Source organism: Tessaracoccus sp. ZS01, assembly GCF_022342445.1.
GTDB lineage: Bacteria > Actinomycetota > Actinomycetes > Propionibacteriales > Propionibacteriaceae > Arachnia.
Genome location: NZ_PQFE01000001.1, coordinates 753,905 through 779,956 on the forward strand (window position 1 = coordinate 753,905; position 26,052 = coordinate 779,956).

A 26,052-nucleotide genomic window follows, 5' to 3' on the forward strand; every position below is an offset into this window, starting at 1 on the left:
TATCTGGACGGAGGGCACGGGCTCAAATCTGGTGACGCCGTCAACCAGCGCGGAGAACGCCGGGTCGCGACTTGTCCACAGCCCACCGGCGCCGTGGTGATTCCGCAGTGGCGCTGACCACAGTGCTGACGTGCGAACCGTGTCTGCCCTCATTCTCTCCGTCCTCATCATCGCCGGCGCCTCGGTCCCTTCCTGGGCGGACCTCTCCCTCACCGCCCCGCTACCGGGCCGGGTGGTGCGCGCCTTCGACGACGTCGGCCGGTTCGCGGCCGGCCACCGCGGCGTGGATCTTGCCGGGTACCCGGGCGACGAAGTCGTCGCGGCCGCGGCCGGCACCGTGCGCTTCGCCGGGTCGGTCGCAGGCACCGGCACCCTCTCGATCGACCATGGCAACGGTTGGCGCACCACCTACCAGCCGGTACGGGCCACCGCCCACAAGGGCGACACCGTGGCAGCCGGGCAGCGGATCGGCACCCTGCTGGCCGGTCACTGCGACGAAGCGGCCTGTCTCCACTGGGGACTGACCGACGGGGAGCGGTATGCGGACCCCGGCGCCTATCTGGTGACGCCTGTGGTGCGGCTGCTTCCCAGGGGGTCGGTGCCCGTCCGCCCTCCGTCGATCAGTTCGGCCCGCACCGCGGCCCTGGGTGGAGCCCCCATCGACGGGCCCGTCACCTCCAGGTACGGCATGCGCCGCCACCCGGTGACCGGTGTCACCAAACTGCATGACGGGGCAGACTTCGGCGCTCCGTGCGGCACCGCCATCAGCCTGCCCCTGGGAGGCACGGTGCGGTCGGCCGGTTACCACGGCGGCTACGGCTACCGGGTCATCGTCAACCACGGAGGCGGCCTGAGCACCGCCTATGCGCACCTCCCCCGCGTGACGGTGACGGCCGGGCAGCGGCTCAGCGCCGGGCAGACGGTGGGCGTCGTGGGCAACACGGGGCTGTCCACCGGGTGCCATCTCCACTGGATGGCCTGGCAGGACGGGGGCCTCATCGATCCCCTCACCCTCCTCGGGTGATTGAGCACTACCGTTGCACCATGACCACGACGCCGTTACCCGCCCCTGACTGGACCCGCTTCTACCAGCCGGGAGTACCCGCGCAGATCGAGCTGCCCACCGAATCCCTCACCGACATGTGCGAGCGGTCCTGCCGCGAAGGGGCCTCCAAGGTGGCCACCGAGTTCTTCGGCGGCACCATGACCTACACGCAGCTGGGCGAGCGGATCGACCGCGCGGCGGAGGGCCTGCGGCGCCTGGGGGTGGTGGCCGGCGACCGGGTGGCGATCCTGCTGCCGAACTGCCCGCAGCACCTCGTTGCGTTCTACGCCATCCTGCGCCTCGGCGCCGTCGTGTGCGAGCACAATCCGCTGTCCACCGAGCGGGAGCTCGAGGAGGTCTTCATCGACCACGGCGCGAAGGTCGCCATCGCCCTGGACCGGGTGCTGCCGAAGGTGCGCACCCTCTCCACCAAGCCGCTCGTGGTCAGCGTCAACCTGCTGGACGAGTTCCCCACCGTCAAGCGCCTCCTGCTGGGGCTCCCCGTTCCCTCGCTCCGCCAGAAGCGGGCGCAGCTCACTGACGGCAGCACGGGCGACCTCACCTGGAAGCAGCTGTTGGCCGGGCCCGCGCTGGACCCCGCCCACCCGCGGCCCACCATCGACGACCTCGGCGCCATCCAGTACACCTCCGGTACCACGGGCGTGCCGAAGGGCGTGATGCTGACGCACCTCAACATGTACGCCAATGCCCTCATGGGAGCGGCCTGGATGCACGGTGCCCAGACCGGGCGCGAGGTCAGCTACGCGATGCTGCCGATGTTCCACGCCTTCGGCATGGTGCTCTACGTGACGTTCGGCGTCTACAAACAGGCCCACCAGGTCCTGTTCCCCCGCCCGGATGTGGACATGGCGCTGGCGGAGATGAAGAAAAACCCGCCGTCGATCTACTGCGCGGTGCCGCCCATCTACGAGAAGACGGCCAACGGCGCCAAGGCGAAGGGCATCGACCTCTCCGGTGTGAAGTGGTGCATCTCCGGTGCCATGACGCTGCCAGACGAGACGGTGGCGTTGTGGGAGTCCGTCTCGGGCGGTCTCCTGGTGGAGGGCTACGGCCTCACCGAGTGCGCGCCCATCGCCATGGGCAACCCGTTCAACGAGACGCGCAAGACCGGCACGATCGGCATCCCGTTCCCCTCGACGCTGCGCCGCGTGGTGGACGAGGACGGCCGCGACGTCGGCCCCGGCGAGGCCGGCGAACTGTGGGTCAAGGGCCCGCAGGTGTTCCAGGGCTACTGGAACCGGCCGGAGGCCACCGCCGAGACGAAGACGCCGGACGGATGGCTGCGCACCGGCGACGTCGTGACGCTCGACGAGGACGGTTTCGCCACCATCGTCGACCGGCTGAAGGAGATCATCATCACCGGCGGCTTCAACGTGTCGCCCAGTGAGGTGGAGCGAGTGCTGCGCCAGCACCCCTCGATCGAGGATGTCGCCGTCGTGGGCGTCAAACAGGAGCGCGGCGACGAGCAGGTCACGGCCGCCGTCGTGGCCAAGGCCCCCATCGATGAGGCGGAGATCCGTGCGTGGGCCAAGGAGCGGTTGTCCGCCTACAAGGTGCCCCGCCGCTTGGTCACGGTGGGGGAACTGCCCACCTCCATGATCGGGAAGGTGCTGCGGGGCCAGGTCCGCGACCAGATCAGTCCGCTGCTCTGAATCACGCCCTCGGGTGCGCCTGCCGGAAGGCCTGGCGCAGGCGCTCCGAGGTGACGTGGGTGTAGATCTGGGTGGTGGCCACGGACGCATGGCCCAGCATCTCCTGCACGCTGCGCAGGTCCGCGCCCCCCTCGAGGAGGTGGGTGGCCATCGCGTGGCGCAGCCCGTGGGGGCCGATCTCGGCCCCCGGCCCGGCGGCCGCCGTCGCCTCGTGGACCACCCGCCTCGCCACCCGCGGGTCGAGCGCACCGCCCCTGGCGCCCAGGAAGACGGTGTCGGGGCTCGACGGTGTGCTGACTGCTGAGCGCACCCGCAGCCAGGCCTCGACCGCACGGAGGGCCGGGAGCCCCAACGGCACGGTGCGTTGCTTCCCGCCCTTGCCCAGCACGCTGACGGAGCGACGCTCGCGGTCCACGTCGCGAAGGGTGAGCGTGCACATCTCGGAGACCCGCAACCCGCTCGAGTAGAGCACCTCGACCAGCGCGAGGTCGCGCACCGCGATGGGGTCGCCGTCCTCGGCGGCGCGGTTCTCGGCCGCGGCCAGCGTCTCGGACACGGCACCGGTGGCCAACACCCTCGGCAGCCGCCGTTGCCGCCTGGGAGCCTTCAGCCGGACGGCCGGATCAACCGAGATGACGCCCTCCCGCACCGCCCAGGCGAAGAACCCCCTGACGCACGCGACGCGGCGCTGGAGGGTGGACGCGGCCGCGCCGTCGTCGCGCATGACGCCCAACCAGGCCCGCAGCGTCGAGAGCGTCACTTCGCCGGGCGCGATGTCGGCGAAGGTGGCCAGGTCTCGGAGGTCCGTCCCGTAGGCCCGCACGGTGTGCGGGCTGAGGCCGCGCTCCGCGCCGAGGTGCGCGGCGTAGTCGTCGAGCAGCGCCGACCAGCCGTGGGCAAGTTCCATACCTGCCATCCTCCCCCGGCAGCGGCAGCCGCGCGCCAGCGACACCCGGTGCGGCATACTTGTCCGTCGTACCCGAACCTTGAAGGAGCACAATGGCTGAGGCCGATCTCACCCAGGGCGGCAAAGTTCTGCCTATCACCCGTTGGGGCACCCCGGTGATGCACAAGCAGACGGAACCAGTCACTGAGTTCGGCGAGGAACTCCACCAGTTGATCCGCGACATGTGGGCCACCATGAGGGCCGCTGAGGGAGTTGGTCTGGCCGCCACGCAGGTGGGCGTCGGAACCGCCGTGTTCGTCTACGAATGCCCTGATGCGGACGACAGGATCCACCGCGGCGTGGTGTGCAACCCCGTCGTCACGCTTCCTGAAGGCAAGGACCGCAACCTGGACGCCGCTGAAGAGGGCTGCCTGTCCTACCCGGGCGGCTACCAGAGCGTGGCCCGCCCGGATCTGGCCACCTGCACGGGCCAGGACGCCTACGGCAACGAGATCACGGTGAAGGGCACCGGCCTGCTCGCCCGCTGCCTGCAGCACGAGACGGATCACCTGGGCGGCACGGTCTTCGGCGACCGCCTCTCCGCTCGCGCCCGTCGCCAACTGGACAAGAAGGTCGACGAGCTGGCGTGGCGCTATCCCGACGACTGGCCGGTCTCCCCCAAGCGCGCAGCGGTCCCTATGCCCCAGAGCGAGGACTGACCTCGGAGGTGAACGGCTCGTCGATGTCGGAGGGAAGCTGCTTCACGGGCACGACGACGGTGTCCAGCGCCTTCCAGTCCGTGTCGCACAGTTGATGGCGCAGCGCGTCGAGCTCGGTGATGCCCGGGTGGTGGCCCTCGGCGGGCACGACGAAGACCTCGGAGTGGAAGACGTGTCCCATGTCGCGCACCCGCACCGCCGCCTCCCCCACCCACGCCTGGCTCAGCGCCTTCTGACGCAGCTTGCCGATCACCGGGTGCGGGTCCCGGGAGGCGATGGGCGTGGCCCTCTCGTCGAGGAGCGTGGCGACGGCGATCCGGAGGTTGGTCACGCCGTCCTTGACGATGCTGGCCGACACCAGGATGGCGGCGGCTGAATCCGCCCACCAGAGCCCGAAGCCGATGCCCGCGACGCCGGCGACGGTGGCCAGCGCGGTGGACCAGTCGGCCTTCAGCATGTCCGCGTCCGCCGAGAGCAACTGGTCGTGCAGTTCCTCCGCCAGCTTCATCTTCAGGCGGCCGAGGATGACGGCAGGCACCACAGTCATCGACATCACGATCATCATGGGCCAGCCGGCCCAGAACGTCTGGCCGAACAGCGACATGACACCCACCGGGGGCCTCTCCCCCATGACCAGTGCGCTGGCGCCGTTGTACAGCAGCGACAGGCCGAACACCAGCAGCGCGACGGCGGCCACCAAATGGCCGGCCGACATCGCCCGGTGATGGCCATAGGGATGCTTCGGGGACCTGCTCTTACTCGCCCGCCACACTCCCAGCAGGAACGCGATGGGCGGCAGCAGCGCCAACATGTCCTCGACGAAGGCGGTGCGCATGGCCTGCGACTGGCCCGCCACCAGGCCCACGGCGACGATGATGAGGACCATCACGACGAGCGAGATCCACTGCAGCCGGATCGCCTTGTGCAGCGCCTCCGATTTGTCCGGCGGCAGCGCGGAGTATCCCCGGCCCTTCATGGCTTCAGCCCTTCCTCGATCAGGTGACGCTCCAGGCTGGACAACAGTGCGTTCTCCCCCAGGCGCGTGGCGAAGACGAGCTTCTGCTCCTTGCCGTCCGGGCCGGCAGCCTTCCCGTAGGGCCGCGTCATGGCCGCGTGCGTCGTCCACGGCGACTTCGCGGTCAGGCCCCCGGCCACCACGTCGAGTTCGCCGAGCTTGATCTTCTCCATGAGTTCGCTTTCGGCGCCCTCGACCCACTCGATCTCCGCGCCGATCGACTCGGCGTACCCGGTGAGGATCTCGGCCTCGGGGCCGGTGACCTCACCCTCGTCCGAGATGTCGATGTGGGGCGGGTGTGCCGAGACACCGACGGTGAGCCCACCGTCCATCGCCCGCAGCAGGGTGTCCTCGGGGTCACGCGGGTACTCCGGTTCACTGCAGCCGGCCAGCAGCAGCAGCGCCGTCACCAACGTCAGCAGTCGCAGCAGCGCCATCATGCCCGCAGTCTGCCAGCACCGGGGGGCATTCGGCGGCCGATGGGGCCGAACGTGCGGTCAGCGCAGAAGGTAGGCGAGGATCGCCGCGGCTGTGGCCACGTTCAGCGAGTCGACGCGGTCCGTCATGGGGATCCGGACGTGGTGCTCTGCTGCGGCGAGCCAGGAACGACTCAGACCCTGGCCCTCGGTCCCCAGCATCAGGGCAACCTTCTCTGGAGCCTCGAAGGCGTCGAGTTCGACGGCCCCAGGGGCGATGCTCGAGGCTACGACGGTGAACCCGGCCGCGCGGATCCGCTCGAGGTCCGCGTCGCCGCCCATCCGCCGCCAGGGCAGCACGAGCGAGGCGCCCATCGAGCCCTTGATGGCGCGGCGGTAGAGAGGGTCGGCACTCCGCTCCGACACGACGACGCCGTCCCAGCCCAGCCCGGCGGCCAGCCGCATGATCACGCCGAGGTTGGCGTGGTCGACGATCCCTTCGCACAGGATCAGCCGCCGCCCCGCGAGCAGCGCGTCCCAGGGCGCCTCAGGCAGCCGGTCGAACGAGCCCAGTGCACCGCGGTGCACATGGAAACCGCTCACCTCCTCGATCATCTTCTCCGTGCCCAGGTAGACAGGCACGTCGGGATGCGCGGCCAGCAGGGGGGCCAGCTGCTCGAGCCACCGCGGTTGCAGCAACAAGGCGCGCGGCCGCGCGCCAGAGGTGAAGGCCCGCTCGATGATCTTCAGCCCCTCCGCGATGAACCGGTCCTCGGATCGTCGCAGCTGCGCATCGCGCAGGGCCACGAAGTCCGCCAGGCGCCCGTCGGCGGGGTCACTCACCTCGATGATCACCGTGTCAGGCTATAGCCTTGCTCGTCATGGACCCGTTCGTGCTGCTCGACGACGCCCTCGCCGGGCGGGCGACGCTCATGACGGGTCTCGCCCGGACGGACAGCGTCACCCTGGGCACCATCGACGCCTCGTTGGACGCCGGCTGGCGCGAGGGGTTGCACGCCTTCGCGTGGTTGCCGTACGACCTGGGCGAGGCCGCCCTCGGTGTCGGCGGTGAAGCGAGCGGCGCCCTGTTCTGGTTCGCCCACCGCTCTGACGTCGATGCCGAGGAGTTCCTGCCCCGCTCCCCCGCGTGGCTGACCGGCACCGGGCATGACGTGGACCGCCACCAGTTCGACCGCGGCATCGAGGCGGTCAAGGAGGCCATCGCCTCAGGCGAGACCTACCAGGTCAACTACACCCATCGCATCCTCTCGAGGGCCGTGGGAGATCCGCGCGCGCTGTACCGCCGGCTGCGCTCGCGCCAACCCGTCTCGTTCGGTGTCCTGGCGCACCTGCCCGCACCGGCCGCCCCATGGACGCTGAGCCTGTCGCCAGAGCTGTTCATCGCCGTCGAGGGCATCCACGCGCTGAGCAAGCCGATGAAGGGCACCGCACCGGTCACCGAACACCCGACCACGCTCAGCCGCGACCCGAAGAACCGCGCCGAGAACCTCATGATCGTCGACCTCCTCCGCAACGACCTGAGCCGGGTGGCGGTGCCGGGCAGCGTCGACGTGCCGAAGCTCTTCGAGGTGGAGAGGGTCGGGCGGTTGTGGCAGATGACCAGCACCGTCCGCGCGGAACTCGTCCCCAACACCACGCCGGGCCGCCTCCTCGCCGCCACCTTCCCCTGCGGCTCCATCACCGGGGCACCCAAGATCGCCTCCATGCACCTCATCCGTGCGCTGGAGCGCGACCGCCGAGGTCTCTACACGGGGAGCATGGGCGTCATCGCCCCCGACGACGGGCCGCTCGGCTGGCACATGACGCTGAACATCGCGATCCGCACCGTGGAGATCGACGGCGACACCGCCAGGCTCGGCATCGGCTCCGGCGTCGTGGCCGACAGCACCGCTGACGCCGAATGGGCCGAATGCCAGGCCAAGGCCGCGTTCGCCGGCTCGCTGCTGCCCACCGTTCATCTCCGGGAGGCCATCCGCGTCGTCGACGGGGTCGCGCCGCTCGCAGACCGGCATCAGGAACGGCTTTCGCGCTCCGCCGCGGCCCTCGGCTTCCCTCCGGTCGCGGGTGTCGTCGACGACGCTGCGCGAGGGGTTCCCAGCCGGGGCCGATGGCGGCTGAGCCTGGACCTCGCGCCAGACGGTGTGGTCGCCGTCGAGGTCACTGCGCTGGAAGCCGTCGCCACGCCGGTCACGCTCATCCTGTGCGGTGAGCCGTGGGAACCAACCCCGCTCGCGGGGTTCAAGACCAGTGACCGGTCGCACTTCGACCGGGCCTCGGCCGCAGCCCGGGAGCGCGGGGCCTTCGACGCCATCGGCTTCGACAGCGGGGGCCGGGTGCTCGAGGGTGCCCGGACCAGCGTCTTCGCGCTCCTGAATGGCCGGTGGGTGACGCCGCCGCTCGCCCTGGGCATCCTCGACGGAGTGCAACGGGCCGCCGTCCTCGCAGACCCCGGCCTCATCGGCGCCGACGAGATCGGCGAAGCTGAGTTCACCGTCGACCGCCTCCTCGGAGCCGAGCGACTGATCGTGACCAACGCCCTGCGCGGCTGCCTCGAAGCGACCCTGGAGACCACTGAATGAAGCTGAAGCTCGACCTGACCATGATCGCCATCCTCGGGAGCCTCGCCCTGGGGTTGCTCCTGCCGCTGGAGGGCGGCGCCGCCGAGGTCCTCGACCGCGTGACGAAGGTCGCGATCTTCCTCCTCTTCTTCGGATACGGGGCCCGGTTGTCGACGGAGGAGACGGTGGCCGGGATCAGGCACTGGAAGCTCCACCTCACCATCCTGGCCATCACCTTCGTGATGTACCCGCTGCTGGCTGTGCCGCTGCTGCCCGTTCCGGAGGGGTGGCTGTCGGAGCCGATCAAGATCGGCCTGATCTTCCTGTGCCTGGTGCCCTCGACGGTGCAGTCGTCGATCACGTTCACGTCGCTGGCCGGCGGCAACATCCCGGCCGCCATGGTGTCGGCCACCGCCTCGAACGTGTTGGGCGTGGTGATCACCCCACTGCTGACGGTGCTGTTCATCCAGTCCTCGAGCGGAGGGTCCATCGGCATGCAGCAGATCTACAACGTCATGGTTCAACTGCTGCTGCCCTTCATCCTGGGACAGCTCTCGCGGTTCGTCACGGCCGGTTTCATGGCCCGGCACCGCAAGGGGCTCAAGTATGTCGACCAAGGAGTGATCGTCCTCATCGTCTACGGCGCGTTCTCCGATCTGCGGGCCTCCGGCGCGTGGCGCACCCTCGGCTGGGCGGATGTCGCCTGGGTGCTGCCGGTGACCATGGGGCTGCTGGCCTTCACGTTCTGGTTCACCTGGCACCTGGCGGGCCGGCTGGGCTTCAACCGACCGGACAGCATCGCGATCATGTTCTGTGGCACGAAGAAGTCACTCGCCACCGGGGTGCCGATGGCGATGGTGCTGTTCCCCACAGCGACCGTCGGCGTGGTCGTCATCCCACTGATGCTCTACCACCAGGTGCAACTGCTGGTGAGTTCCGTCCTGGCCAACAGGCTCGGACGACACCGACAGGAGGACAGCCATGCGTGACCTGGGCGATCTCGGCGACGACGAGGTCTTCGTCGAGGAGACCTTCTCCGGCTCACTGGGCAACAAGGCCCTGAAGGCCATGGAATTCGACTCCTGCACGTTCACCGGCGCCTCGATGCTCGAGGGCCGGCTCTTCGGGGCCATGTTCACGGAGTGCCGTTTCGTCGACTGCGACCTCTCCCTGGCAGACCTGACGAACACCTCGTTCGTCTCGTGCACCTTCGAGCGCAGCAAGTTCGTGGGCGTCGCCTGGGGCAAACTCGGGGCGTCGGGCCTCGGGCAGCCGTACTTCACCGAGTGCAAGCTGGACCTGAGCAGCTTCCAGCGGGCCACCGCGGAGCGGTGGGTGTTCGAGCGGTGCTCGCTGACCGACGTGGATTTCTCCCAGACCAAGATGATGCGCACCCGCTTCACCGACTGCGACCTCACCGGGGCCCGCTTCGCCGACGCGGATCTGCGTGACGTCAACCTCAAAGGCAGCTACGGCTACGGCATCGACCTGGCGTCGTGCCGCACGAAGGGGTTGCGCCTGACCCCGGACGACGATGCCCTCGCCCTCCTGAGGCAGTTCGGCATCCAGTTCGACTGACTCAGCCCGCCGTGTGCAGGATGCGTCCCCCGCCGATGACCAGTTCGCGGCGTGGCACCCGCACCAGCGCATCCATCTCGTGTTCGGCCTCCACCAGGACGACATCTGCCGGCGCATCCGGCACCAGGTCGTGCGTCGCCCGGCCCACGAAGGACGCGGCGCCGCGCGTCGCCAGGTCCATCACCCGCTGGAGGTCCTCATCGCGAACGATCGACGACGACCGTGCGTACTGCCACGCGATGCCGAGGGTGTCGCCGGTGCCGTAGGGCGACCAGAGGTCGCGGATGCCGTCGGTGCCGAACGCGAACGGCACGCCCGCCTCCGCGAACTCGTGCAGCGGCAACTGGGGCAGGCGGAGGGGCGCCACTGTGGTGAACGTCATGCCGAGTTCACCCATCGCCTGGAGGAGGTCGCGGCGCCGGGCCGGCCCCACCTGCGCGATGGCGAAACCGTGGGCGAAGTTCATCCGGCCGTGCAGCCCGAGGCGGGCGGCCCGCTCGATGACCAGATCCATCTGGAACGCGCCCAGATCCGCGGAATCGTGGAGGTGCATGTCGATGCCACACCCCTCGTCGGCCGCGATGCCCAGCAGCACGTCGATCTGGCCGACGGGGTCGCGGTCGATCCCGGCCGGGTCGAGGCCGCCGACGTGTTCGGCACCGGCCCTGACCGCCCGGCGCAGCAGATCGGCGACACCGTCGCGCCTCAGCACCCCGTCCTGCGGGAAGGCGACGATCTCCGCCTGCAGCGCGCCGTCCCATTCGGCGACCGCCTCGCGCACCGCCTCGATGCCACGGAGCCCCACGCCGAGGTCCACGTCGACGTGGGTCCGGATCGCCGTGGTGCCGTGCTCCACGAACGCCTGGAGCACCTCACGGGTGCGCTCGACGCTGGGGATGCCCAGTTCATCCCGGCGCGCCCGCTCGTGGCGGATCCGGCCGTCGGTGCCGCCCTCCCCGCCGTAGGACTGCCATTCGAGTCCCAACCACGACTTGTCGACGTGGGCGTGAGCGTTGATGACGGTGGGCATGGCCAGCAGTCCCCTGCCGTCCACCTCATCGGGGCCGGCCGAATCCAGGTCTGCAGCCGGCTCGACGGCAGCGATCAGGCCGCCGTCGAACACCAGGTCGACGGCGCGCGTGGTGATGCCGTCGCTGCGGACGCGGACGTTGCGCAGCGCGGTGATGGGTCGCATCAGAGGTGGTCGTCGGTCTGCTCGGCCGGCTGTTCCATGTGTTGCGGGTCTCCCAGTGGGAGGTTGTCGGCAGCCTGGGACAGCGCGGGCCGGCCTCCGGTCTGCCGCTTGGCGAGCTTGTTCTGCTCGAGGGCCCTCGCGTCGGCGATGGCCTTCTCCACCGTCTCGTCCGAGCGTTGCTTGTCCTTCTCGGCCTGCTCCTCGATCTCCGCGTGCACGTCGACCTTCTTGGGCGCCTGGAACCGCGTGGTCGCCTGCGAGACGTAGTCGCGGACGTCTTGCGCCTCCCCGCCGGCGATCTGGCCGAGGCCCTTCAGCGCGTCGTTGAGTTCGCTGGGCACGATCCACATCTTGTTCGCGTCGCCGTTGGCGAGCTTCGGCAGCATCTGCATGTACTGGTACGCCAGCAGCGCCTGGTCCGGCTGCCCGGCGTGGATGGCCTCGAACACGTTGGTGATGGCCTGCGCCTCGCCCTCGGCGCGGAGCATGGCCGCCTGCCGCTCGGCCTGGGCGCGCAGCACCTGGGCCTCGCGGTCGCCCTGGGCCCGGAGGATCGCGGCCTCGCGGTCACCGCCGGCCGACAGGATCTGCGACTGCCGCTGGCCCTCGGCCAACAGGATCTGGGCACGCTTGTCGCGCTCGGCGCGGGCGCCCTTCTCCATCGCGTCACGGATGGTGGGCGGCGGCTCGATGGCACGGAGTTCCACGCGGTTGACCTTGATGCCCCACTTGCCGGTGGCCTCGTCCAGCACGGCGCGCAGCCGCTGGTTGATCTCCTCGCGCGACGTCAGCGCAGCCTCGAGGTCCATGCCGCCGATGATGTTGCGCAGCGTGGTCATGGTGAGCTGTTCGATGGCCGCGCGGTAGTTCTGTGCCTCATAGGCGGCGCGCACCGGGTCGACGATCTGGAAGTAGATGACAGAGTCGATCGACACCATCAGGTTGTCCTCGGTGATCACGCCCTGCGGCGGGAACGGGACGACCTCCTCGCGCATGTCGAGGGTGTAGCGGATCTGGTCGAAGAACGGCACGACGAGGTGCGGCCCAGGTTCGAGGGCCTTGCGGAACTTCCCCAGCCGCTCCACAAGCGCCACCTGTTGTTGCCGGATGATCTTCAGCGTGGCGGCCAGGATCAGCACGACGACCACCGCCGCGCCGATGAGAATGAACAGTGACGGGTCAGGCATCGCTTTTCCTTAGATGGTGGCTGTGGCTACTGCGTGAGAGGGCGGTTACTGGGATAGACGCTGAGGGTGACGCCGTCGATGGAGAAGACCTCGATCTCCTCGCCGGCCTCGATGGTGATGGACGGATCGAAGGAGCGGGCCTCCCAGATCTGGCCGTCCACCTTCACCTCGCCGGCGATCCCGGAGACCATGGCGGTGGCGCGGCCCTTGGAGCCGACGAGGGTGTCGAGGCTGGAGCGGTAGCCCTTGGAGGCGCGCACCTTGGCCAACAGCGTGGGCCGCAGCAGGAAGAGGGTGGCGACGGCGGTGATCAGGGCAACGGCGATCTGGAGCCACACGAGCCCCGGGAACACCAGTGCCACGACGCCGCCGGTGAGCGCGCCGGCGGCGAGCATCAGCAACGTCAGGTCGAGCGTGAGGAGTTCAGCGGCCGCGAGCCCCATGGCCAGCAACCCCCACCCGGCCCAGAGGTTGTCGCGGAACCAGTCCATGAACTCGTTCATCGCCGGCTCCGGGCGGCCCAGCGTCCGTCGTGCCGGGTGACGGCCAGCGGCATGTCGAAGGTGGCGCTCAGGTTCTCGTCGGTCAGCGTTGATTCGACGGGCCCGGAAGCCACGACGACACCGCCGCGCAGCAGCAGCGCGTGGGTGATTCCCTCAGGGACCTCCTCCAAGTGGTGTGTCACCAGCACGGTGGCCGGTGAGTCCTCGTCGAGGCAGATCTCGGAGAGGGTGTCGACGAGGGCCTCCCGGCCGGCGATGTCGAGGCCGCTGGCCGGTTCGTCCAGGAGCAGCATCTCGGGATCCGTCATCAGGGCCCGGGCGATCTGGACGCGCTTGCGCTCGCCCTCGCTGAGGGTGCCGAAGGTGCGTCCGGTGAGCTGGTCGACGCGCAGGGAGGCGAGCAGGTCGTCTGCCCGGGCCTCGTCGTAGACGTCGTACTCCTCGCGCCAGCGGCCGAGGACGCCATACGCGGCAGACAGGACCACGTCGCGCACCTTTTCACGCGCCGGGATCCGCTCCGCCAGTGCGAGTGAGGTGAACCCGATGCGGGGACGCAGTTCGAACACATCGACGGCCCCGACCACTTCGCCGAGCAGCCCCACGACACCGTCGCTGGGGTACATCTGTGCGGAGAGCACCTGCAGCAGGGTTGTCTTCCCCGCGCCGTTGGGCCCGACGACCACCCAGCGCTCATCCTCGTGGATGATCAGCGAGATGCGGTCAAGGAGCACATTGTTGCCGCGCTTGATCGTCACGCCTGCCAGTTCTGCCACCGTTGCCATGGCACCAACCCTACCGGCCGACGAATCCCCAGGGATGCGGGACGCGCGGTGTCAGGCGCCGGTTGAGTGGAGCCCGCCGTCGACGTGCACCATCTCGCCGGTGGTGGCGGGGAACCAGTCGCTCAGCAGCGCCACGACGGCCTTCGCCGAGGGCACCGCGTCGGAGGCGTCCCACGACAGCGGGGCCCGCTCGGCCCAGATGTCGTTGAACGACGACGCACCGGGGATGGCCTTCTTCGCCACCGTGTCCACGGGGCCGGCGGCCACGAGGTTGACGCGGATGCCGTCCGGGCCAAGGTAGCGGGCGAGGTACCGCGAGGTGGATTCCAGGGCGGCCTTCGCCACGCCCATCCAGTCGTACGAGGGCCACGAGTAACGCGCGTCGAAGGTGAGCCCGACGACGCCTGCCCCGCGGTTGAGCATGGGCTTGGCCGCCATGGTCAGCGACTGCAGGGAGTAGGCCGAGATGTGCATCGCGTTGCCGACCGTCTCCCAGTCGGTGCTGAGGAACGCGCCACCGAGCGCCTTCTCCGGGTCCGCGTAGGCGATGGAGTGCACGATGCCGTCCAGCCCGCCCTCGAAATGCTCGCCCAGCATGGACGGCAGCGCCGCCAGGTGCTCCGGGTCCGTGATGTCGAGTTCGATCAGCGGCGGCACGGTATCGAGCTTGCCGACGGCGCGCTGCGCGGGGCCGACCGCGCGACCGGCCGCGGACACCACGACGTTGGCGCCTTCCCGCTGGGCGATGTCGACCACCGCGTAGGCGATCGAGGTGCGCATGGTCACACCGGTGACCAGGATGTTCTTTCCTTCGAGCAGACCCATTGTCCGTTCCTTCCTCAGTGACCCATGCCGAGGCCGCCGTCAACGGGCAGCACGGCACCGGAGATGTAGCCCGCGCCGTCGGACGCGAGGAAGAGCGCGGCCCTGGCCACGTCGTCGACGCTGCCGAGCCGGCCCGCGGGGATCCGCTTGTTGTAGTCGGCGATGAGATCGTCGCCGAGCACGGCGGTCATCTCGGTCTCGATGAAGCCGGGCGCGATCACGTTCGAGGTGATGTTGCGGGTGCCCAGTTCGCGGGTGAGGCTGCGCGCCATGCCGACGAGCGCGGCCTTCGACGAGGAGTAGTTGATCTGTCCCGGCGAGCCCAGGAGGGCCACCACGGAGGAGACGAGGATGACCCGGCCGAAGCGGGCCCGCGTCATCTTCTTCGTGGCGCGGCGCACGACGCGGAAGGTGCCGGTGAGGTTGGTGTCGATGACGGCGTTCCAGTCGTCGTCCGACATCCGCATCAGCAGGGTGTCCTTCGTGACGCCGGCGTTGGCGACGACGATCTCGACCGGGCCGAGTTCAGCCTCGATGTGGTCGAAGGCCTGATCCACCTGGCCCTGGTCCGTGATGTCGCAGGTGACGCCGAGGACGCCATCGGGCACGCCGCCGGAGCGGTACGTCGCTGCGACGCGGTACCCGGCGTCGCGGAATGCCTCTGCCATCGCCCGGCCGATTCCCTTGGAGCCGCCGGTGATGAGTACTACGCGTCCTTGTTCTTCAGCCACGGAGAGCAACTTACCCGACGGCAGTCTGGCTTGTCGCCGTGTCCCGGGTCGCGCGTGCCGCCACTCGAGTTCGAAGCGAGGCGGAGACTATGCTCGAAGCATGGCCAAGACGGACGACGCAGCGCTGATCACCAGCGCCGGGCGAAGTCGCAGCCTCGATCTGGCGGAGCGGCAGAAACGCTACCTGATCACCATGGGCGTGCGCACGGCGCTGTTCGTGGCCTTCCTGATCGTGCCGGGGTGGTGGAAGGTCGTCACTCTGGTGCTGGCGGCCGTGCTCGCGCTCGCTGCGGTACTGCTGGCCAACCAGGTGGACCACCGGCCGCCCCCGCCTGCCCCCGCAGAGCCGTCGGCCGACGCCAAGTCCCTCACCACAGGTGACGTGGTCAAGGGCACCCTCGAGGAGGACGATTCGTGACCCGCACACAGGTCATCCGCTACGTCGCGATCACATTGATCGGAGTGCTGCTGGCCTTCACCTTCGTCCAGCTCGGCCGTTGGCAGCTCGACCGCCTCGACCAACGGCGCGAGCGCAACGCGACGGTCGTGGCCCATGAGTCGCTGGAGGTGCGGCCCTACCCGGACGTGATGACCGGCGAGATCGGCGACGACGACCAGTGGTACCGCGTGACCGCCACGGGCGAATACGTGCCCCAGCAGTTCCAGGTCCGTTACCGTTCGCTCGACGGCGTCTACGGTTCCGAGTTCCTCGCCGTGCTGGAGACAGACCAGGGTGACCACCTGCTGGTCAACCGCGGCTTCCTCCCCCGCCAGGGCGCCGCACCGGAGGCCGAGAAGCCGACGCTGCCCACCGGCACCGTCACGATCACGGGCTTCGTGCAACGCAACCAGCGCGGCGACGTGGGCGCCATGACCCCTCACGACGGCCAACTCCGCCTGATCAACTCCGACGTCCTCGGCGACGTCATGGGTCTTGAGCTGGTCAACGGCTTCGTGTCGGTGATCGAGTCGAGCCCCGCGGACTCGTCCGGCCTCACCCCGATCGGCCCCCCGCCGCTGGACGAGGGCAGCCACTTCTCCTATGCGCTGCAGTGGTTCGCGTTCACGGTGATCGGCATCATCGGCCTGGTCGTGCTCATCCGGGGCGACATCCGCGATCGTCGCAAGGCGCGGAAGAAGGCCCAGGCTGCACCCGCCAGCGTCGTCAGCCCTGTCGACCTGCCACGCGCCGACGAGCAACACGGATGACGCACCCGTTCGACTGGCTGAGCTGCCCCCATTGCGGCCAGCCACTCAACCGGCACGACGGCGCCCTGCGCTGCCCGGGCAACCACACCTACGACATCGCACGTCAGGGCTACGTCAACCTCTTGGGCCACGCCGCGCCGAAGAACGCCGATACGCCCGCAATGCTTGATGCCCGGGCGCGCTTCCTGGGCAGCGGCCTCTTCGGCCCCATCGCCGACGCCGTGGCCGACGCGGCAGCGGGCGCCACGCGGGTCCTGGAGGTTGGCGCGGGAACCGGGTACTACCTGGCCCACACCCTCGACGCACTGCCCGACGCGCAGGGCCTCGCCACCGACGTCTCCGTCGCGGCCGCTAAGCGGGCCGCGCGCGTCCATCCCCGCGCCGGGGCCGTCGTCGCGGACACCTGGGCTGGGCTACCGGTGGCCGATGGCGCGGTCGATGCCCTGCTGTGCGTTTTCGCCCCCCGCAACCCCGCGGAGTTCGGGCGGGTCCTCGAGCCCGGGGGCCGGCTGGTGGTGGTGGTGCCCCTCCCCACCCACCTCCGCGAGATCAGGGCACGCCACGGGCTACTGGACGTGCCGGAGGACAAGGCCGAAGCCGTCACCGCCGCCTTCCCGGGCTGGGACGCCGGCACGACGACGGTGGAGCGCACCGCAGACCTCACTGCCGAGCAGACGCACGACCTCATCGCCATGGGCCCCAACGCCTTTCACGGTTCCCCTGCGGAGGTCGCCCCGGGCACGTGCAGTATCGCCGTGACGGTGCTCTGCCTGACCCGGACCTGAGGCACACCGGCCAGAGACCAAGGGCGGACCCTCCTGGCCCCTGCAACGGTGGGGGTAGGCTCTCGATCTACTACGTTCGAGGTACTTGGGGGTTCCAATGGGTTGCAGCATGGCCCTTTTCCGGGGTCTATGGCCCATCTGCGTCACTAGGGTGTGCAGCATGACGTTGGACCCCGACCAGGGCAGCTTCCGGGTTGACCACAATGACGCGTAACCGTTGGGGCTTCGGCCTGGGCACTCTGGGGCGCGACATGGTCGCCGCTCTGGTGTCGATGTACCTCCTGTTCTACCTCACCGACGTGCTCGACGTCAGCGGCGCGCAGCTCGCCGTCGTGACGGTCATCCTCGTGGTGATGCGCATCTTCGACGCCGTCAACGACCCCTTCATGGGCGTGATCGTGGACAACACCCACACCAGATGGGGCAAGTTCAAGCCGTGGATCTTCTGGGGCGGGCTGCTCTGGGGCATCGCCACTCTGATGATCTTCTTCGACACCGGCGTCGACGGCTGGAACTACGTGATCCTGTTCACCGTCCTGTACCTGGTGTGGGAGATCGCGTTCACCATCAATGACATCGCCTACTGGTCCATGCTGCCCTCGCTGACGCGTGATCAGAAGGAGCGCGAACGCATCGGTGTGGTGGCCAGGATCTGCGCCAACGTCGGCCTGTTCTCCATCGCCGTCGGCCTGGTACCGCTCACGCGCTGGTTGACCGACGTGTTCGGCTCGGAGCGCACCGCCTGGTTCGTACTGGCCGTGGCACTGGTCGTGATCATGTTGGCGTTCCAGTCGCTCAACCTCATCCTCACGCGCGAGCGGGTCACCACCAGGCCTGAAGCCACCCCCCTGCGCGAGCTCTTCTCCGTCATCTTCCGCAACGACCAGCTGATGTGGGTCACGTTGGCGATGGTGGCCTACATGGCCGGCTACATCACCACCACGTCGTTCGGCCTCTACTACTTCAAGTACATCTTCGACGACGAGGGCGCCTACCCCATTTTCGCGGCTGTGCTCGGCGTCACGCAGATCGCCGCCCTCGCCCTCTTCCCGCTGGTCTCCAGGGTGCTGAAGCGCCGCCAGATCCACCTGCTCGCCACCGTGCTGTGCCTCGCCGGCTACGTCGTGTTCCTCTTCTCCGGCACCTCGCTGCCGCTGGTGGCGGTGGCCGGCGTGCTGCTGTTCAGCGGTCAGGGCGCGATCCAGCTGCTCATGGTGATGTTCATCGCTGATTCCGTTGAGTACGGCGAGTGGAAACTCGGCCGCCGCAACGAATCGATCACGTTCTCGCTGCAGCCGTTCATCTACAAGCTCAGCAACGCCATCGCCAGCGGCGTGGTGGGGGCGACCGTGATCATCTCCGGCATCGACGAGGCCACCAGCGCCGCAGACGTGAGCGTCAGCGGCGCCACCACTGTCCGGCTGTCGATGCTCGTGCTCCCCATGATCCTGATGACCGTCAGCTACCTCATCCTCCGGGCCAGGTACACACTGGACGAAGAGTTCTACGCCCGTGTGGTGCGAGAAGTGAAGGAGCGCCATGTCCTACAAGCTGCTGACTAAGCGCAGCACCATCCACGACCTCTACCGCCACCCCATGGGGCGCGACATCGTGGACAAGCTCTTCCTCCAGACCGGCCTCCCCCGACGCCTGATCCACCTCTTCGCGGGCCTGCCCATCGGCGTCGTGGAGAAACTGACGGAGCCCATCAGCGGTCCGGGCATGGTGGACATGATCCTCGGCCTGGTCAACAGCGAGACGGAGCGCCCCCGCAGGGGCCGCGCCCCGGACCCGACGCCGTGGTGGCGCGAAGCGGTCTTCTACCAGGTCTACCCGCGCTCCTTCGCCGACTCCAACGGCGACGGGGTCGGCGACATCCGCGGCATCATCGGCAAACTCGACTACCTCCAGCAGCTGGGCGTCGACTGCCTGTGGCTGTCCCCCGTGTTCGACTCCCCGAACGAGGACATGGGCTACGACGTGCGGGACTACCGGGCCGTCATGGAGGAGATGGGCAGCCTTGAGGACCTCGACGAGCTGATCGCCGAATGCCACGACCGCGGGCTGCGGATCATCCTCGACCTCGTGGTCAACCACACCTCCGCGCATCATGAGTGGTTCCAGAAGGCGCTGAAGGACCCCGACGGCAGGTACGGCGGCTACTACTTCCTCGAGAGGGGCTCCCCGGACCAACCGCCGAACAACTGGCGCTCCTTCTTCTCCGGCCCGGCCTGGCGTTGGTTCCCCGAGGCCGAACGCTGGGCGTTGCGGCTCTTCGCCGAGGGGCAGGTGGACCTCAACTGGGACAACGACGAGGTGCGCGCCGAGGTCGCTGACATCGTGACGTGGTGGATGAAGCGCGGCATCGACGGCTTCCGGCTGGACGTCATCAACTACATCTCCAAGAAGCCGGGGCTGCCGGACGGGCATCCGTTCATCGGCGAGCTGCTCGAGTTCATCGGCGTGGAGCACTACTTCTACGGCCCGCGCCTCCACGAGTTCCTGCGGGGGCTGCGCCGGGAGGGGTTCACCCGCCGCGAGGCGCCGGTCTCAACCCCCCGTCGGAAACTGCCCGACGGCGAGCTCGGCGACCCACTGCCCCCGGACATGATCGGCATCATGGTGGGCGAGACCCCCGGCATCGGCATGGAACTCGGGCGGCTGCTGAGCGGTTACGGGCGCGGCGAACTTGACCTCATCTTCAACTTCGACGTGCTCGACAACCCCGGCCAGACCAGGTGGCACACCTACGACTACAAGCTCTGGTACCTCAAGCGCTTCTACCGCGCCTACGACCGGCACCTGGCCCCCAACGACTGGATCGCCGTCTTCCTCGACAACCACGACAACCCGCGGATGCTGTCCAAGTTCGGGGGTGGCCGCGAGGCCGACCCGGCCGTGCGCACGGCGATCGGCAAAATGCTGGCCACCATCCAGCTCACGATGCGCGGCACGCCGTTCCTCTTCCAAGGGCAGGAACTGGGTGCCACCAACCACGCCTTCGAGGGCGTCGAGCAACTCCGCGACGTCGAGTCGATCAACCGGCACGCGGATCTACTGACCGCGGGCATGAGCAAGGTCGAGGCGTGGAAGCAGATCCTCGCGGGAACGCGCGACCACGCCAGGGTTCCCATGCGCTGGGATCCCGACGGCGGGTTCAGCGAGGCCCCCGCGTGGTTGGCAGGTACGGACACCACACCGGGATTCTCCGCGAAGGAGCAGATGGAGGACCCGGATTCGGTGTTCGCGTGGCACCGCGCGCTGATCTCGCTGCGCCGGAAGTTCCGCGCCCTCACGCTCGGTGACCTGCGGTGGGTCCACCGGCAGAAGAAGTACTACTTCGCCTACCAGCGCACGCTGGGCGCTCAGCGGTTCCTGATCGAGTGCAACACCACGGGGCGCAAGATCAAGCGGCCGCACGTGCGGGGCACGATCGTGCCGGTGTTGGGCGGCCCCCGCGGCCCCGTGATGGAGCCGTGGGAGGCGACCGTCAGCCGGATCTACTGACCTCAGAGGCCCAGGAAGGCACGCATCTCTTCGCAGGCGGCTTCGGCACGCTCCTGCGAGGGGAGCTCGCAGAAGATGCGCAGCAGCGGCTCAGTGCCGGAGAAGCGCGCGATGATCCAACCGTCCTCGAAGTACACCTTCGCGCCGTCGCGGTAGGACACGTGGACGACCTTCTCGGTGAATTCGGGGAGCTTCTTCTCCACCATGAGGGTGTTGAGGATCTCGGGCTTGCGCTCCTGCGGGAACTTGAAGTCGGTCTCCGCCATGTAGTGCGGGTCGAACTGGCCGGTGATCTCTTCGTAGATCTGGCTCATCGGCTTGCCCACCACGGCGATCATCTCGACGAGCAGCGCTGCCGCGTAGATGCCGTCCTTGCCGGAGATGTGGCCGCGCACAGTCAGGCCGCCGGAGGATTCGCCGCCGATGATGGCGTCGGTCTCGAGCATCTTGCCGGAGATCCACTTGAAGCCGACGGGCACCTCGTAGGACTGCTCACCGAACTGCTCGGCCACGTCGTCGAGGAGCGACGTGGTGGCCACGTTGCGCACGACGGCGCCCTTCCAGCCCTTGTACTTGAGCAGGTAGTAGTAGAGGATCACGAGCAACTGGTTGGGGTGCAGGAAGTTGCCCTTGTCGTCGATGACGCCGATGCGGTCGGCGTCGCCGTCCGTCGCGATGCCCAGGTCGCACTTGTTGTCGAGGACGTAGCGCTTGAGGGACTCCAGCGTCGCGCTGGTGGGCGACGGCATGCGGCCACCGAAGAGGGTGTCGTGCCTGTCGTGGATGACCTCGACGTCTGCGCGGGCCGTCATCAGGATGGTCTGGAGCGACGTCTTGGACACCCCGAACATGGGGTCCAGGGCGATCTTCAGGTTCGCCCTCTTGATCGCCAGCATGTCGACCTGCTCGACGATGGAGTCGATGTAGCCGTTGAAGGGGTTGATCTCGGTGATCTTCCCGGCGTCGAGTGCCTTCTCATAGGCGATGTGGCCGATGGCGTCCTCGCCTTCGCCCTCGAGCAGCCCCATCCGGCGTTCGACGTCCTGGGTGATCTCCTCGTCGGCGTCCTTGCCGCCGGCGGTGAACACCTTGATGCCGTTGTAGAGCGCGGGGTTGTGGGAGGCGGTGATGGCCATCCCGTAGGGCAGGCCCTGGTCCTTGACCGTCCACATGATCATCGGGGTGGGCGCCTGCGCCACCTTGATCACCTGCGTGCGGATGCCCTCGCCCGCGAACACCTCTGCGGCCCAGTGGGCGGCGACATCCGAGAGGAAACGGCGGTCATAACCGATCACGATGCCGGTGTCCGCCGCCCCTTCTTCCCTGATGCGCTGTGCGAGTGCCCCACACAGCAGTCGAACGTTGCTACGGATGAATTCGTCGCCGATGATCGCACGCCATCCGCCGGTACCAAACTTGATTCTCGCCACGACTTCACCCTAGACCCGCGCATCAGATGAGCCAGGAACAGTGCCCGGATTGCGAGCGAATGAACAGAAAGTGTGAACGTTCTAGGCCAGATCGATCAATTCGGCATAGTCATCGGTCCACAGGTCCTCCACGCCGTCGGGCATGATCAGCACCCGGTCCGGTTCCAGCGCATGCACCGCCCCCGGGTCGTGCGTGACCAGGACGACCGCCCCGGCATAGGTCCTGATCGCGTTGAGCACCTCGGCCCTCGACGCGGGGTCGAGGTTGTTGGTCGGCTCGTCGAGCAGCAGCACGTTGGCCGCGGAGACCACCAGCATGGCCAGCGCCAGACGGGTCTTCTCGCCGCCGGAGAGCACCTTGGCGGGCTTGGCCACGTCGTCGCCGGTGAAGAGGAAGGAGCCCAGCACCTTGCGCACCTCGGTGTCGCCGAGGTTGGGAGAGGCCGAGACCATGTTGTCCAGCACGCTGCGGTTGACGTCGAGCGTCTCGTGCTCCTGCGCGTAGTAACCCACCCTGGCGCCGTGGCCCAGTTCGATGCGGCCCGCCGTGGGCTCCTCCATGCCGCTGAGCAGCCGCAGCATGGTGGTCTTGCCCGCGCCGTTGAGGCCCAGGATGACGACCTTGGAGCCCTTGTCGATGGCCAGATCCACCGCGGTGAACACCTCCAGCGATCCGTAGGACTTGCTGAGGTTGAAGCCGCGCAGCGGAGTCTTCCCGCACGGGGCGGGCTCCGGGAAGCGGATCTTGGCCACCGCGTCCACCTGCCGTTCCCCCTCGACGGAGGCCAGGAGCTTCTCCGCGCGCTTCGCCATGTTCTGCGCCGCGACCGCCTTGGTGGCCTTGGCCCGCATCTTGTCGGCCTGCATCATCAGCTGGCCGGCCTTGCGTTCGGCGTTGGCGAGTTCCCGCTTGCGGCGACGCTCGTCGGTCTCGCGCTGCATGAGGTAGCGCTTCCAGTTCATCGAGTAGATGTCGAGCTCTGCCCGGTTGGCGTCAAGGTGGAAGACCTTGTTCACCACCGCGTCGAGCAACTCCGTGTCGTGGGAGATCACGATGAGGCCGCCGGCGAACCCCTGGAGGTAGCTGCGCAGCCAGACGATGGAATCCGCGTCCAGGTGGTTGGTGGGCTCGTCGAGCAGGAGGGTGTCTGCGTCGGAGAAGAGGATGCGGGCCAGTTCGATGCGGCGGCGCTGGCCGCCGGACAGGGTCTTGAGGGGCTGCGCCAGGATCCGGTCCGCCAACCCGAGGTTGGCCGCGATGCGGGCGGCCTCGGACTCGGCGGCGTAGCCGCCGGCCGCGACGAAGGCGGCCTCGGCCCGGCTGTAGGCCTCCATGGCGTCGTCGCGCACGCGACCCTCCGCGGTGGCCATGCTCTCCTCGGCCTTGCGCATCCGGCGCACCACCACGTCGAGGCCGCGGGCGCCGAGCACCCGGTCACGGGCCAGCTGCTCTGGGTCGCCTGAGCGTGGGTCCTGCGGCAGGTAGCCGAGTTGACCGGCGCGGGTGACGGCGCCGGCGGCCGGCTGGCCCTCTCCGGCCAGGATCCTGGTGAGGGTGGTCTTTCCGGCACCATTGCGGCCGACGAGGCCGATCCGGTCACCGTTGATCACCTGGAAGCTCACCGGGGACAGTAACAAACGCGCTCCCGCGCGCACTTCGACGTCCTTTACCTGCAGCACCTGCCCAGTCTTCCCCGCCGGACCCGGATCGGCCAAACCGGATGCGCAGAACTGTCGCGTGGAGTTTGGCCATCCGGGACGGTCACTGTTCAATGGCAGCGTCATTGCGTCCCAGCCGAGGAGACCACCACCATGCGCAGGCCCCTTCGACACTTCGCTGCGGCCACCGCCGTGGGGCTAGCGGTACTGCTGGCGACCGCATCCCTTCCCGCGCTCGGTGAACCGACGGCGCCCGCCGGCACGCCCCGGCACGAGGCCAAGTGGTTCGTGGAACTCACCTCGCAGCCGACGACCTCCGGCGGTAGCGGGGCCGCCGTCGCACGCCAACAGGGCAGCTTCCGCGACACCGTGCGCCGCGCCGTGCCGGACGCGGTGATCGGCCGGACCTACCAGAGCCTGTTCAACGGCTTCTCCGTGCGGGCCGACGCCGCGGACATCGCGCAGGTGGCCGAGCTGCCCGGCGTCCGGGCCATCTATCCCGTCTTCCCGGTCTCCGCCCCTGAGGCGCGGTCAGCCACGCCCAGCGCGGTCTCACCGCTGGAGGTGACCGGGGCCGCCGCCGCGCAGTCCGCCCTCGGGCTCACGGGCGAGGGCGTCAAGGTGGGGATCATCGACTCGGGCATCGACCTCGACCACCCGGATCTGGGCGGCAACGGCGTGCCCGGCGGCACCGCCTTCCCCTCGGCCAAGGTGGCGCACGGCTACGACTTCGTCGGCGACGACTACGGTTCCGGCCCCGCCGTGCCGGATGCACGCCCCGACGACTGCGCCGGCCACGGCACGCACGTGGCCGGCATCGTCGCTGCGGACGGCGGAGTGACGGGGGTGGCCCCGAAGGCCACGCTGGGCGCCTACCGGGTGTTCGGCTGCAGCGGCGGGACCGACACCGCCGTCATCCTGGACGCGATGGAGCGGGCGCAGGCCGACGGCATGGACGTGGTCAACCTCAGCCTCGGCGCGTCCTTCCAGGCCTGGGCGCAGTACCCGACGGCCGCTGCGGCGGACCGGCTGGCGGCCTCGGGCGTCATCGTCGTGGCGGCCATGGGCAACGACGGTGCGAACCTCGGCCAGTCGCTGGGGGCCCCGGCCAGCGGCCGGGATGTCATCGCCGTCGCCGCCTTCGAGAGCAACACCACTCCCCGCGCTGCCTGGTTCTCCTCCTGGGGACTGGCCGCCGACCTCGAGCTGAAGCCCGACATCGGCGCCCCCGGCGTCGGCATCTATTCCACCGTGCCGCTCGGGGACGGCAACCCGTACGCGGCGATGTCGGGCACCTCGATGGCCTCCCCCCACGTGGCCGGCGCCGTCGCGCTCCTGATGCAGGCCCACCCCGGTCTCACGGCGACGCAGGCGCTGACCCGGCTGCAGAACACCGCCTCACCGGCGCAGTTCCCCTCTTCCTCGGTGTCGACCGCGCTGGACCCCATCCAGCGCCAGGGCGCCGGGCTCCTCCGCGTCGACAAGGCGGCGGCGGCTGAGGCGCTGGTCACGCCGTCGAAGATCTCGGCGGGAGAGGGAACGGACGGCCCGCACACCACCACGCTCACCATCTCCAACCCGACGACCTCCGCGGTGACGTGGACCCCCAGCCTCGCCCATGCCACCACCACGCGCCCGGACCCGCAGTCCGGCAACACCCAGAACACGCTGCTGTACGGCACCCAGCGCGCCCGCGTCACGTTCGGCCGGGGCTCGATCACGGTCCCGCCCCGGGGAACCGCGCAGCTCACCGTCACCGTCGACGCGCCGTCCGACGGCGTGGAAGGCACGGTCTACGGCGGGTTCGTGGTACTCACCCCCGATGTCGGCGAGGCACGACGCGTGCCGTTCGCGGGGATGGCCGGGGACTACGGGAACGTCGACCTGCTCGCTTCCATGAACCGTGGCCTCACCACCCTGGCCCATGCCACGTGCGAGTCGCGGTGGGACTCGATCTGCCTCGACGAGAAGCCGGCCTGGCAACCGGCCACCGGTGACGTCGCCTACCATCCGGCCGATCTCCCCGCAGTGGCCGTGCATCTCGCCTACCCCACGCTCAGCATGGTCGTGTCCGTCTACCGGGCCGACGCCCTGGGCCGCCCCGTCGAGGCGAGCCGCCAGAACCTGTTGAGCTGGAACCGCATGGGCCGCTCGGAGCAGGTCTCCCTCTACTTCTGGGACGGCATGGTGGCCTCCCCGACCGGCCCCACGTCCGCGCCACCGGGCGACTACGTGCTGCGGGTCTCCGCAGAGGCGCCCGACGGCGACGGTCGGGTCCAGCACTGGACCTCCCCCGCCTTCACCTGGGGCGAGCAGGCGGCCCCCATC

Annotated in this window: 24 protein-coding genes; 12 read left to right on the forward strand and 12 right to left on the reverse strand. The window is 69.0% G+C overall.

The genetic code is table 11. The features are described 5' to 3' along the window. Positions 1–130 precede the first annotated feature (130 nt). Complete coding sequence (locus tag C3E87_RS14835) at positions 131–1,024, forward strand: peptidoglycan DD-metalloendopeptidase family protein (RefSeq protein ID WP_076059308.1); 894 nt, start codon at positions 131–133, stop codon at positions 1,022–1,024. 20 nt (positions 1,025–1,044) lie between these two features. After that, a complete protein-coding gene (locus C3E87_RS03625; protein WP_076059560.1) occupies positions 1,045–2,718 on the forward strand; it encodes an AMP-binding protein in 1,674 nt (557 codons plus the stop codon). Position 2,719: 1 nt separating this feature from the next. Here the strand turns inward: C3E87_RS03625 and C3E87_RS03630 are convergent, their stop codons facing one another. Then, positions 2,720–3,625: a tyrosine recombinase XerC gene (locus tag C3E87_RS03630; RefSeq protein ID WP_076059310.1), complete on the reverse strand. Its 906-nt coding sequence runs from the start codon at positions 3,623–3,625 to the stop codon at positions 2,720–2,722. Positions 3,626–3,717: 92 nt separating this feature from the next. Between C3E87_RS03630 and def the strand changes: the two genes are divergently transcribed. Continuing rightward, entirely contained in the window at positions 3,718–4,323 is a 606-nt protein-coding gene (gene def / locus C3E87_RS03635) for a peptide deformylase (RefSeq protein ID WP_076059312.1), read from the forward strand. Here the strand turns inward: def and C3E87_RS03640 are convergent. The 3 genes from C3E87_RS03640 to C3E87_RS03650 are packed head-to-tail and all read right to left on the reverse strand — an operon-like array spanning position 4,301 to position 6,609. Next, complete coding sequence (locus C3E87_RS03640) at positions 4,301–5,299, reverse strand: cation diffusion facilitator family transporter (protein WP_076059314.1); 999 nt, start codon at positions 5,297–5,299, stop codon at positions 4,301–4,303. The genes def and C3E87_RS03640 overlap by 23 nt on opposite strands. Continuing rightward, positions 5,296–5,778 carry a transporter substrate-binding domain-containing protein gene (locus C3E87_RS03645; protein WP_083665361.1) on the reverse strand — a complete coding sequence of 161 codons (483 nt, stop codon included), beginning with the start codon at positions 5,776–5,778 and terminating at the stop codon, positions 5,296–5,298. Before C3E87_RS03645 ends, C3E87_RS03640 begins: the two co-directional genes overlap by 4 nt. 57 nt (positions 5,779–5,835) lie before the next feature. Further along, complete coding sequence (locus C3E87_RS03650; RefSeq protein WP_076059317.1) at positions 5,836–6,609, reverse strand: RNA methyltransferase; 774 nt, start codon at positions 6,607–6,609, stop codon at positions 5,836–5,838. A gap of 26 nt (positions 6,610–6,635) precedes the next feature. Here C3E87_RS03650 and C3E87_RS03655 point away from each other — a divergent pair, with 26 nt between their 5' ends. The 3 genes from C3E87_RS03655 to C3E87_RS03665 are packed head-to-tail and all read left to right on the forward strand — an operon-like array spanning position 6,636 to position 9,911. After that, positions 6,636–8,354 (forward strand): chorismate-binding protein, encoded by a 1,719-nt coding sequence (locus C3E87_RS03655; RefSeq protein ID WP_076059564.1) that lies wholly within the window; start codon positions 6,636–6,638, stop codon positions 8,352–8,354. Next, positions 8,351–9,322, forward strand: coding sequence for a bile acid:sodium symporter family protein (locus tag C3E87_RS03660; protein WP_076059319.1), 972 nt, complete (start codon positions 8,351–8,353; stop codon positions 9,320–9,322). The genes C3E87_RS03655 and C3E87_RS03660 overlap by 4 nt, the downstream gene beginning before the upstream one ends. After that, positions 9,315–9,911: a pentapeptide repeat-containing protein gene (locus C3E87_RS03665; protein WP_076059322.1), complete on the forward strand. Its 597-nt coding sequence runs from the start codon at positions 9,315–9,317 to the stop codon at positions 9,909–9,911. Before C3E87_RS03660 ends, C3E87_RS03665 begins: the two co-directional genes overlap by 8 nt. A 1-nt stretch (position 9,912) precedes the next feature. On the opposite strand, the gene C3E87_RS03670 is transcribed toward C3E87_RS03665, so the two are convergent. From C3E87_RS03670 to fabG, 6 genes are read right to left on the reverse strand one after another with little or no spacing between them, the layout of a single operon-like run. Then, the gene (locus tag C3E87_RS03670; RefSeq protein ID WP_076059324.1) at positions 9,913–11,106 is read right to left on the reverse strand and encodes an amidohydrolase family protein; all 1,194 of its coding nucleotides are present in this window, start codon (positions 11,104–11,106) and stop codon (positions 9,913–9,915) included. After that, entirely contained in the window at positions 11,106–12,293 is a 1,188-nt protein-coding gene (locus tag C3E87_RS03675; RefSeq protein ID WP_083665363.1) for an SPFH domain-containing protein, read from the reverse strand. The genes C3E87_RS03670 and C3E87_RS03675 overlap by 1 nt, the downstream gene beginning before the upstream one ends. Before the next feature lie 26 nt (positions 12,294–12,319). Continuing rightward, a complete protein-coding gene (locus tag C3E87_RS03680) occupies positions 12,320–12,796 on the reverse strand; it encodes an NfeD family protein (RefSeq protein WP_233120678.1) in 477 nt (158 codons plus the stop codon). Beyond that, positions 12,793–13,578: an ABC transporter ATP-binding protein gene (locus C3E87_RS03685; protein ID WP_076059326.1), complete on the reverse strand. Its 786-nt coding sequence runs from the start codon at positions 13,576–13,578 to the stop codon at positions 12,793–12,795. The genes C3E87_RS03680 and C3E87_RS03685 overlap by 4 nt, the downstream gene beginning before the upstream one ends. A gap of 51 nt (positions 13,579–13,629) precedes the next feature. Continuing rightward, positions 13,630–14,403, reverse strand: coding sequence for an enoyl-ACP reductase FabI (fabI, locus tag C3E87_RS03690; protein WP_076059329.1), 774 nt, complete (start codon positions 14,401–14,403; stop codon positions 13,630–13,632). Between the two features lie 14 nt (positions 14,404–14,417). After that, positions 14,418–15,134: a 3-oxoacyl-ACP reductase FabG gene (gene fabG / locus C3E87_RS03695; protein WP_076059331.1), complete on the reverse strand. Its 717-nt coding sequence runs from the start codon at positions 15,132–15,134 to the stop codon at positions 14,418–14,420. A gap of 100 nt (positions 15,135–15,234) precedes the next feature. Between fabG and C3E87_RS03700 the strand changes: the two genes are divergently transcribed. The 5 genes from C3E87_RS03700 (at position 15,235) to C3E87_RS03720 (ending at position 20,635) form a co-directional block, all read left to right on the forward strand. Beyond that, the gene (locus C3E87_RS03700) at positions 15,235–15,552 is read left to right on the forward strand and encodes a DUF3099 domain-containing protein (protein WP_076059333.1); all 318 of its coding nucleotides are present in this window, start codon (positions 15,235–15,237) and stop codon (positions 15,550–15,552) included. Further along, complete coding sequence (locus C3E87_RS03705; RefSeq protein WP_076059335.1) at positions 15,549–16,343, forward strand: SURF1 family protein; 795 nt, start codon at positions 15,549–15,551, stop codon at positions 16,341–16,343. The genes C3E87_RS03700 and C3E87_RS03705 overlap by 4 nt, the downstream gene beginning before the upstream one ends. Beyond that, on the forward strand, positions 16,340–17,128 hold the full coding sequence (locus C3E87_RS03710) for a putative RNA methyltransferase (RefSeq protein WP_076059338.1): 789 nt from the start codon (positions 16,340–16,342) through the stop codon (positions 17,126–17,128). The genes C3E87_RS03705 and C3E87_RS03710 overlap by 4 nt, the downstream gene beginning before the upstream one ends. 203 nt (positions 17,129–17,331) lie before the next feature. Further along, positions 17,332–18,690, forward strand: coding sequence for a glycoside-pentoside-hexuronide (GPH):cation symporter (locus C3E87_RS03715; RefSeq protein ID WP_076059568.1), 1,359 nt, complete (start codon positions 17,332–17,334; stop codon positions 18,688–18,690). After that, positions 18,668–20,635, forward strand: a complete 1,968-nt coding sequence (locus C3E87_RS03720) for an alpha-glucosidase (RefSeq protein WP_076059340.1) — start codon at positions 18,668–18,670, stop codon at positions 20,633–20,635. The genes C3E87_RS03715 and C3E87_RS03720 overlap by 23 nt, the downstream gene beginning before the upstream one ends. A gap of 2 nt (positions 20,636–20,637) precedes the next feature. Here the strand turns inward: C3E87_RS03720 and C3E87_RS03725 are convergent, their stop codons facing one another. Both C3E87_RS03725 and abc-f read right to left on the reverse strand, forming a co-directional pair. Continuing rightward, on the reverse strand, positions 20,638–22,065 hold the full coding sequence (locus tag C3E87_RS03725) for a phosphoglucomutase/phosphomannomutase family protein (RefSeq protein ID WP_076059342.1): 1,428 nt from the start codon (positions 22,063–22,065) through the stop codon (positions 20,638–20,640). An 81-nt stretch (positions 22,066–22,146) separates the two neighbouring features. Continuing rightward, positions 22,147–23,745, reverse strand: coding sequence for a ribosomal protection-like ABC-F family protein (abc-f, locus tag C3E87_RS03730; protein ID WP_076059345.1), 1,599 nt, complete (start codon positions 23,743–23,745; stop codon positions 22,147–22,149). Between the two features lie 132 nt (positions 23,746–23,877). On the opposite strand from abc-f, the gene C3E87_RS03735 reads away from it, so the two are divergent. Next, on the forward strand, positions 23,878–26,052 hold a 2,175-nt coding region (locus C3E87_RS03735; RefSeq protein ID WP_076059347.1), incomplete at its 3' end, for a S8 family serine peptidase.

Coding starts and splice junctions, on each gene's coding strand:
- C3E87_RS03720 (WP_076059340.1), top strand. CDS start 18,668: ATGTCCTACAAGCTGCTGACTAAGCGCAGCACCATCCACGACCTCTAC.
- C3E87_RS03710 (WP_076059338.1), top strand. CDS start 16,340: ATGACGCACCCGTTCGACTGGCTGAGCTGCCCCCATTGCGGCCAGCCA.
- C3E87_RS03700 (WP_076059333.1), top strand. CDS start 15,235: ATGGCCAAGACGGACGACGCAGCGCTGATCACCAGCGCCGGGCGAAGT.
- C3E87_RS03660 (WP_076059319.1), top strand. CDS start 8,351: ATGAAGCTGAAGCTCGACCTGACCATGATCGCCATCCTCGGGAGCCTC.
- C3E87_RS03685 (WP_076059326.1), bottom strand. CDS start 13,578: ATGGCAACGGTGGCAGAACTGGCAGGCGTGACGATCAAGCGCGGCAAC.
- fabI (WP_076059329.1), bottom strand. CDS start 14,403: ATGGGTCTGCTCGAAGGAAAGAACATCCTGGTCACCGGTGTGACCATG.
- C3E87_RS03715 (WP_076059568.1), top strand. CDS start 17,332: ATGACGCGTAACCGTTGGGGCTTCGGCCTGGGCACTCTGGGGCGCGAC.
- C3E87_RS03655 (WP_076059564.1), top strand. CDS start 6,636: ATGGACCCGTTCGTGCTGCTCGACGACGCCCTCGCCGGGCGGGCGACG.
- C3E87_RS03675 (WP_083665363.1), bottom strand. CDS start 12,293: ATGCCTGACCCGTCACTGTTCATTCTCATCGGCGCGGCGGTGGTCGTC.
- C3E87_RS03665 (WP_076059322.1), top strand. CDS start 9,315: ATGCGTGACCTGGGCGATCTCGGCGACGACGAGGTCTTCGTCGAGGAG.
- C3E87_RS03645 (WP_083665361.1), bottom strand. CDS start 5,778: ATGATGGCGCTGCTGCGACTGCTGACGTTGGTGACGGCGCTGCTGCTG.
- C3E87_RS03680 (WP_233120678.1), bottom strand. CDS start 12,796: ATGAACGAGTTCATGGACTGGTTCCGCGACAACCTCTGGGCCGGGTGG.
- C3E87_RS03630 (WP_076059310.1), bottom strand. CDS start 3,625: ATGGAACTTGCCCACGGCTGGTCGGCGCTGCTCGACGACTACGCCGCG.
- C3E87_RS03670 (WP_076059324.1), bottom strand. CDS start 11,106: ATGCGACCCATCACCGCGCTGCGCAACGTCCGCGTCCGCAGCGACGGC.
- def (WP_076059312.1), top strand. CDS start 3,718: ATGGCTGAGGCCGATCTCACCCAGGGCGGCAAAGTTCTGCCTATCACC.
- C3E87_RS03625 (WP_076059560.1), top strand. CDS start 1,045: ATGACCACGACGCCGTTACCCGCCCCTGACTGGACCCGCTTCTACCAG.
- C3E87_RS03640 (WP_076059314.1), bottom strand. CDS start 5,299: ATGAAGGGCCGGGGATACTCCGCGCTGCCGCCGGACAAATCGGAGGCG.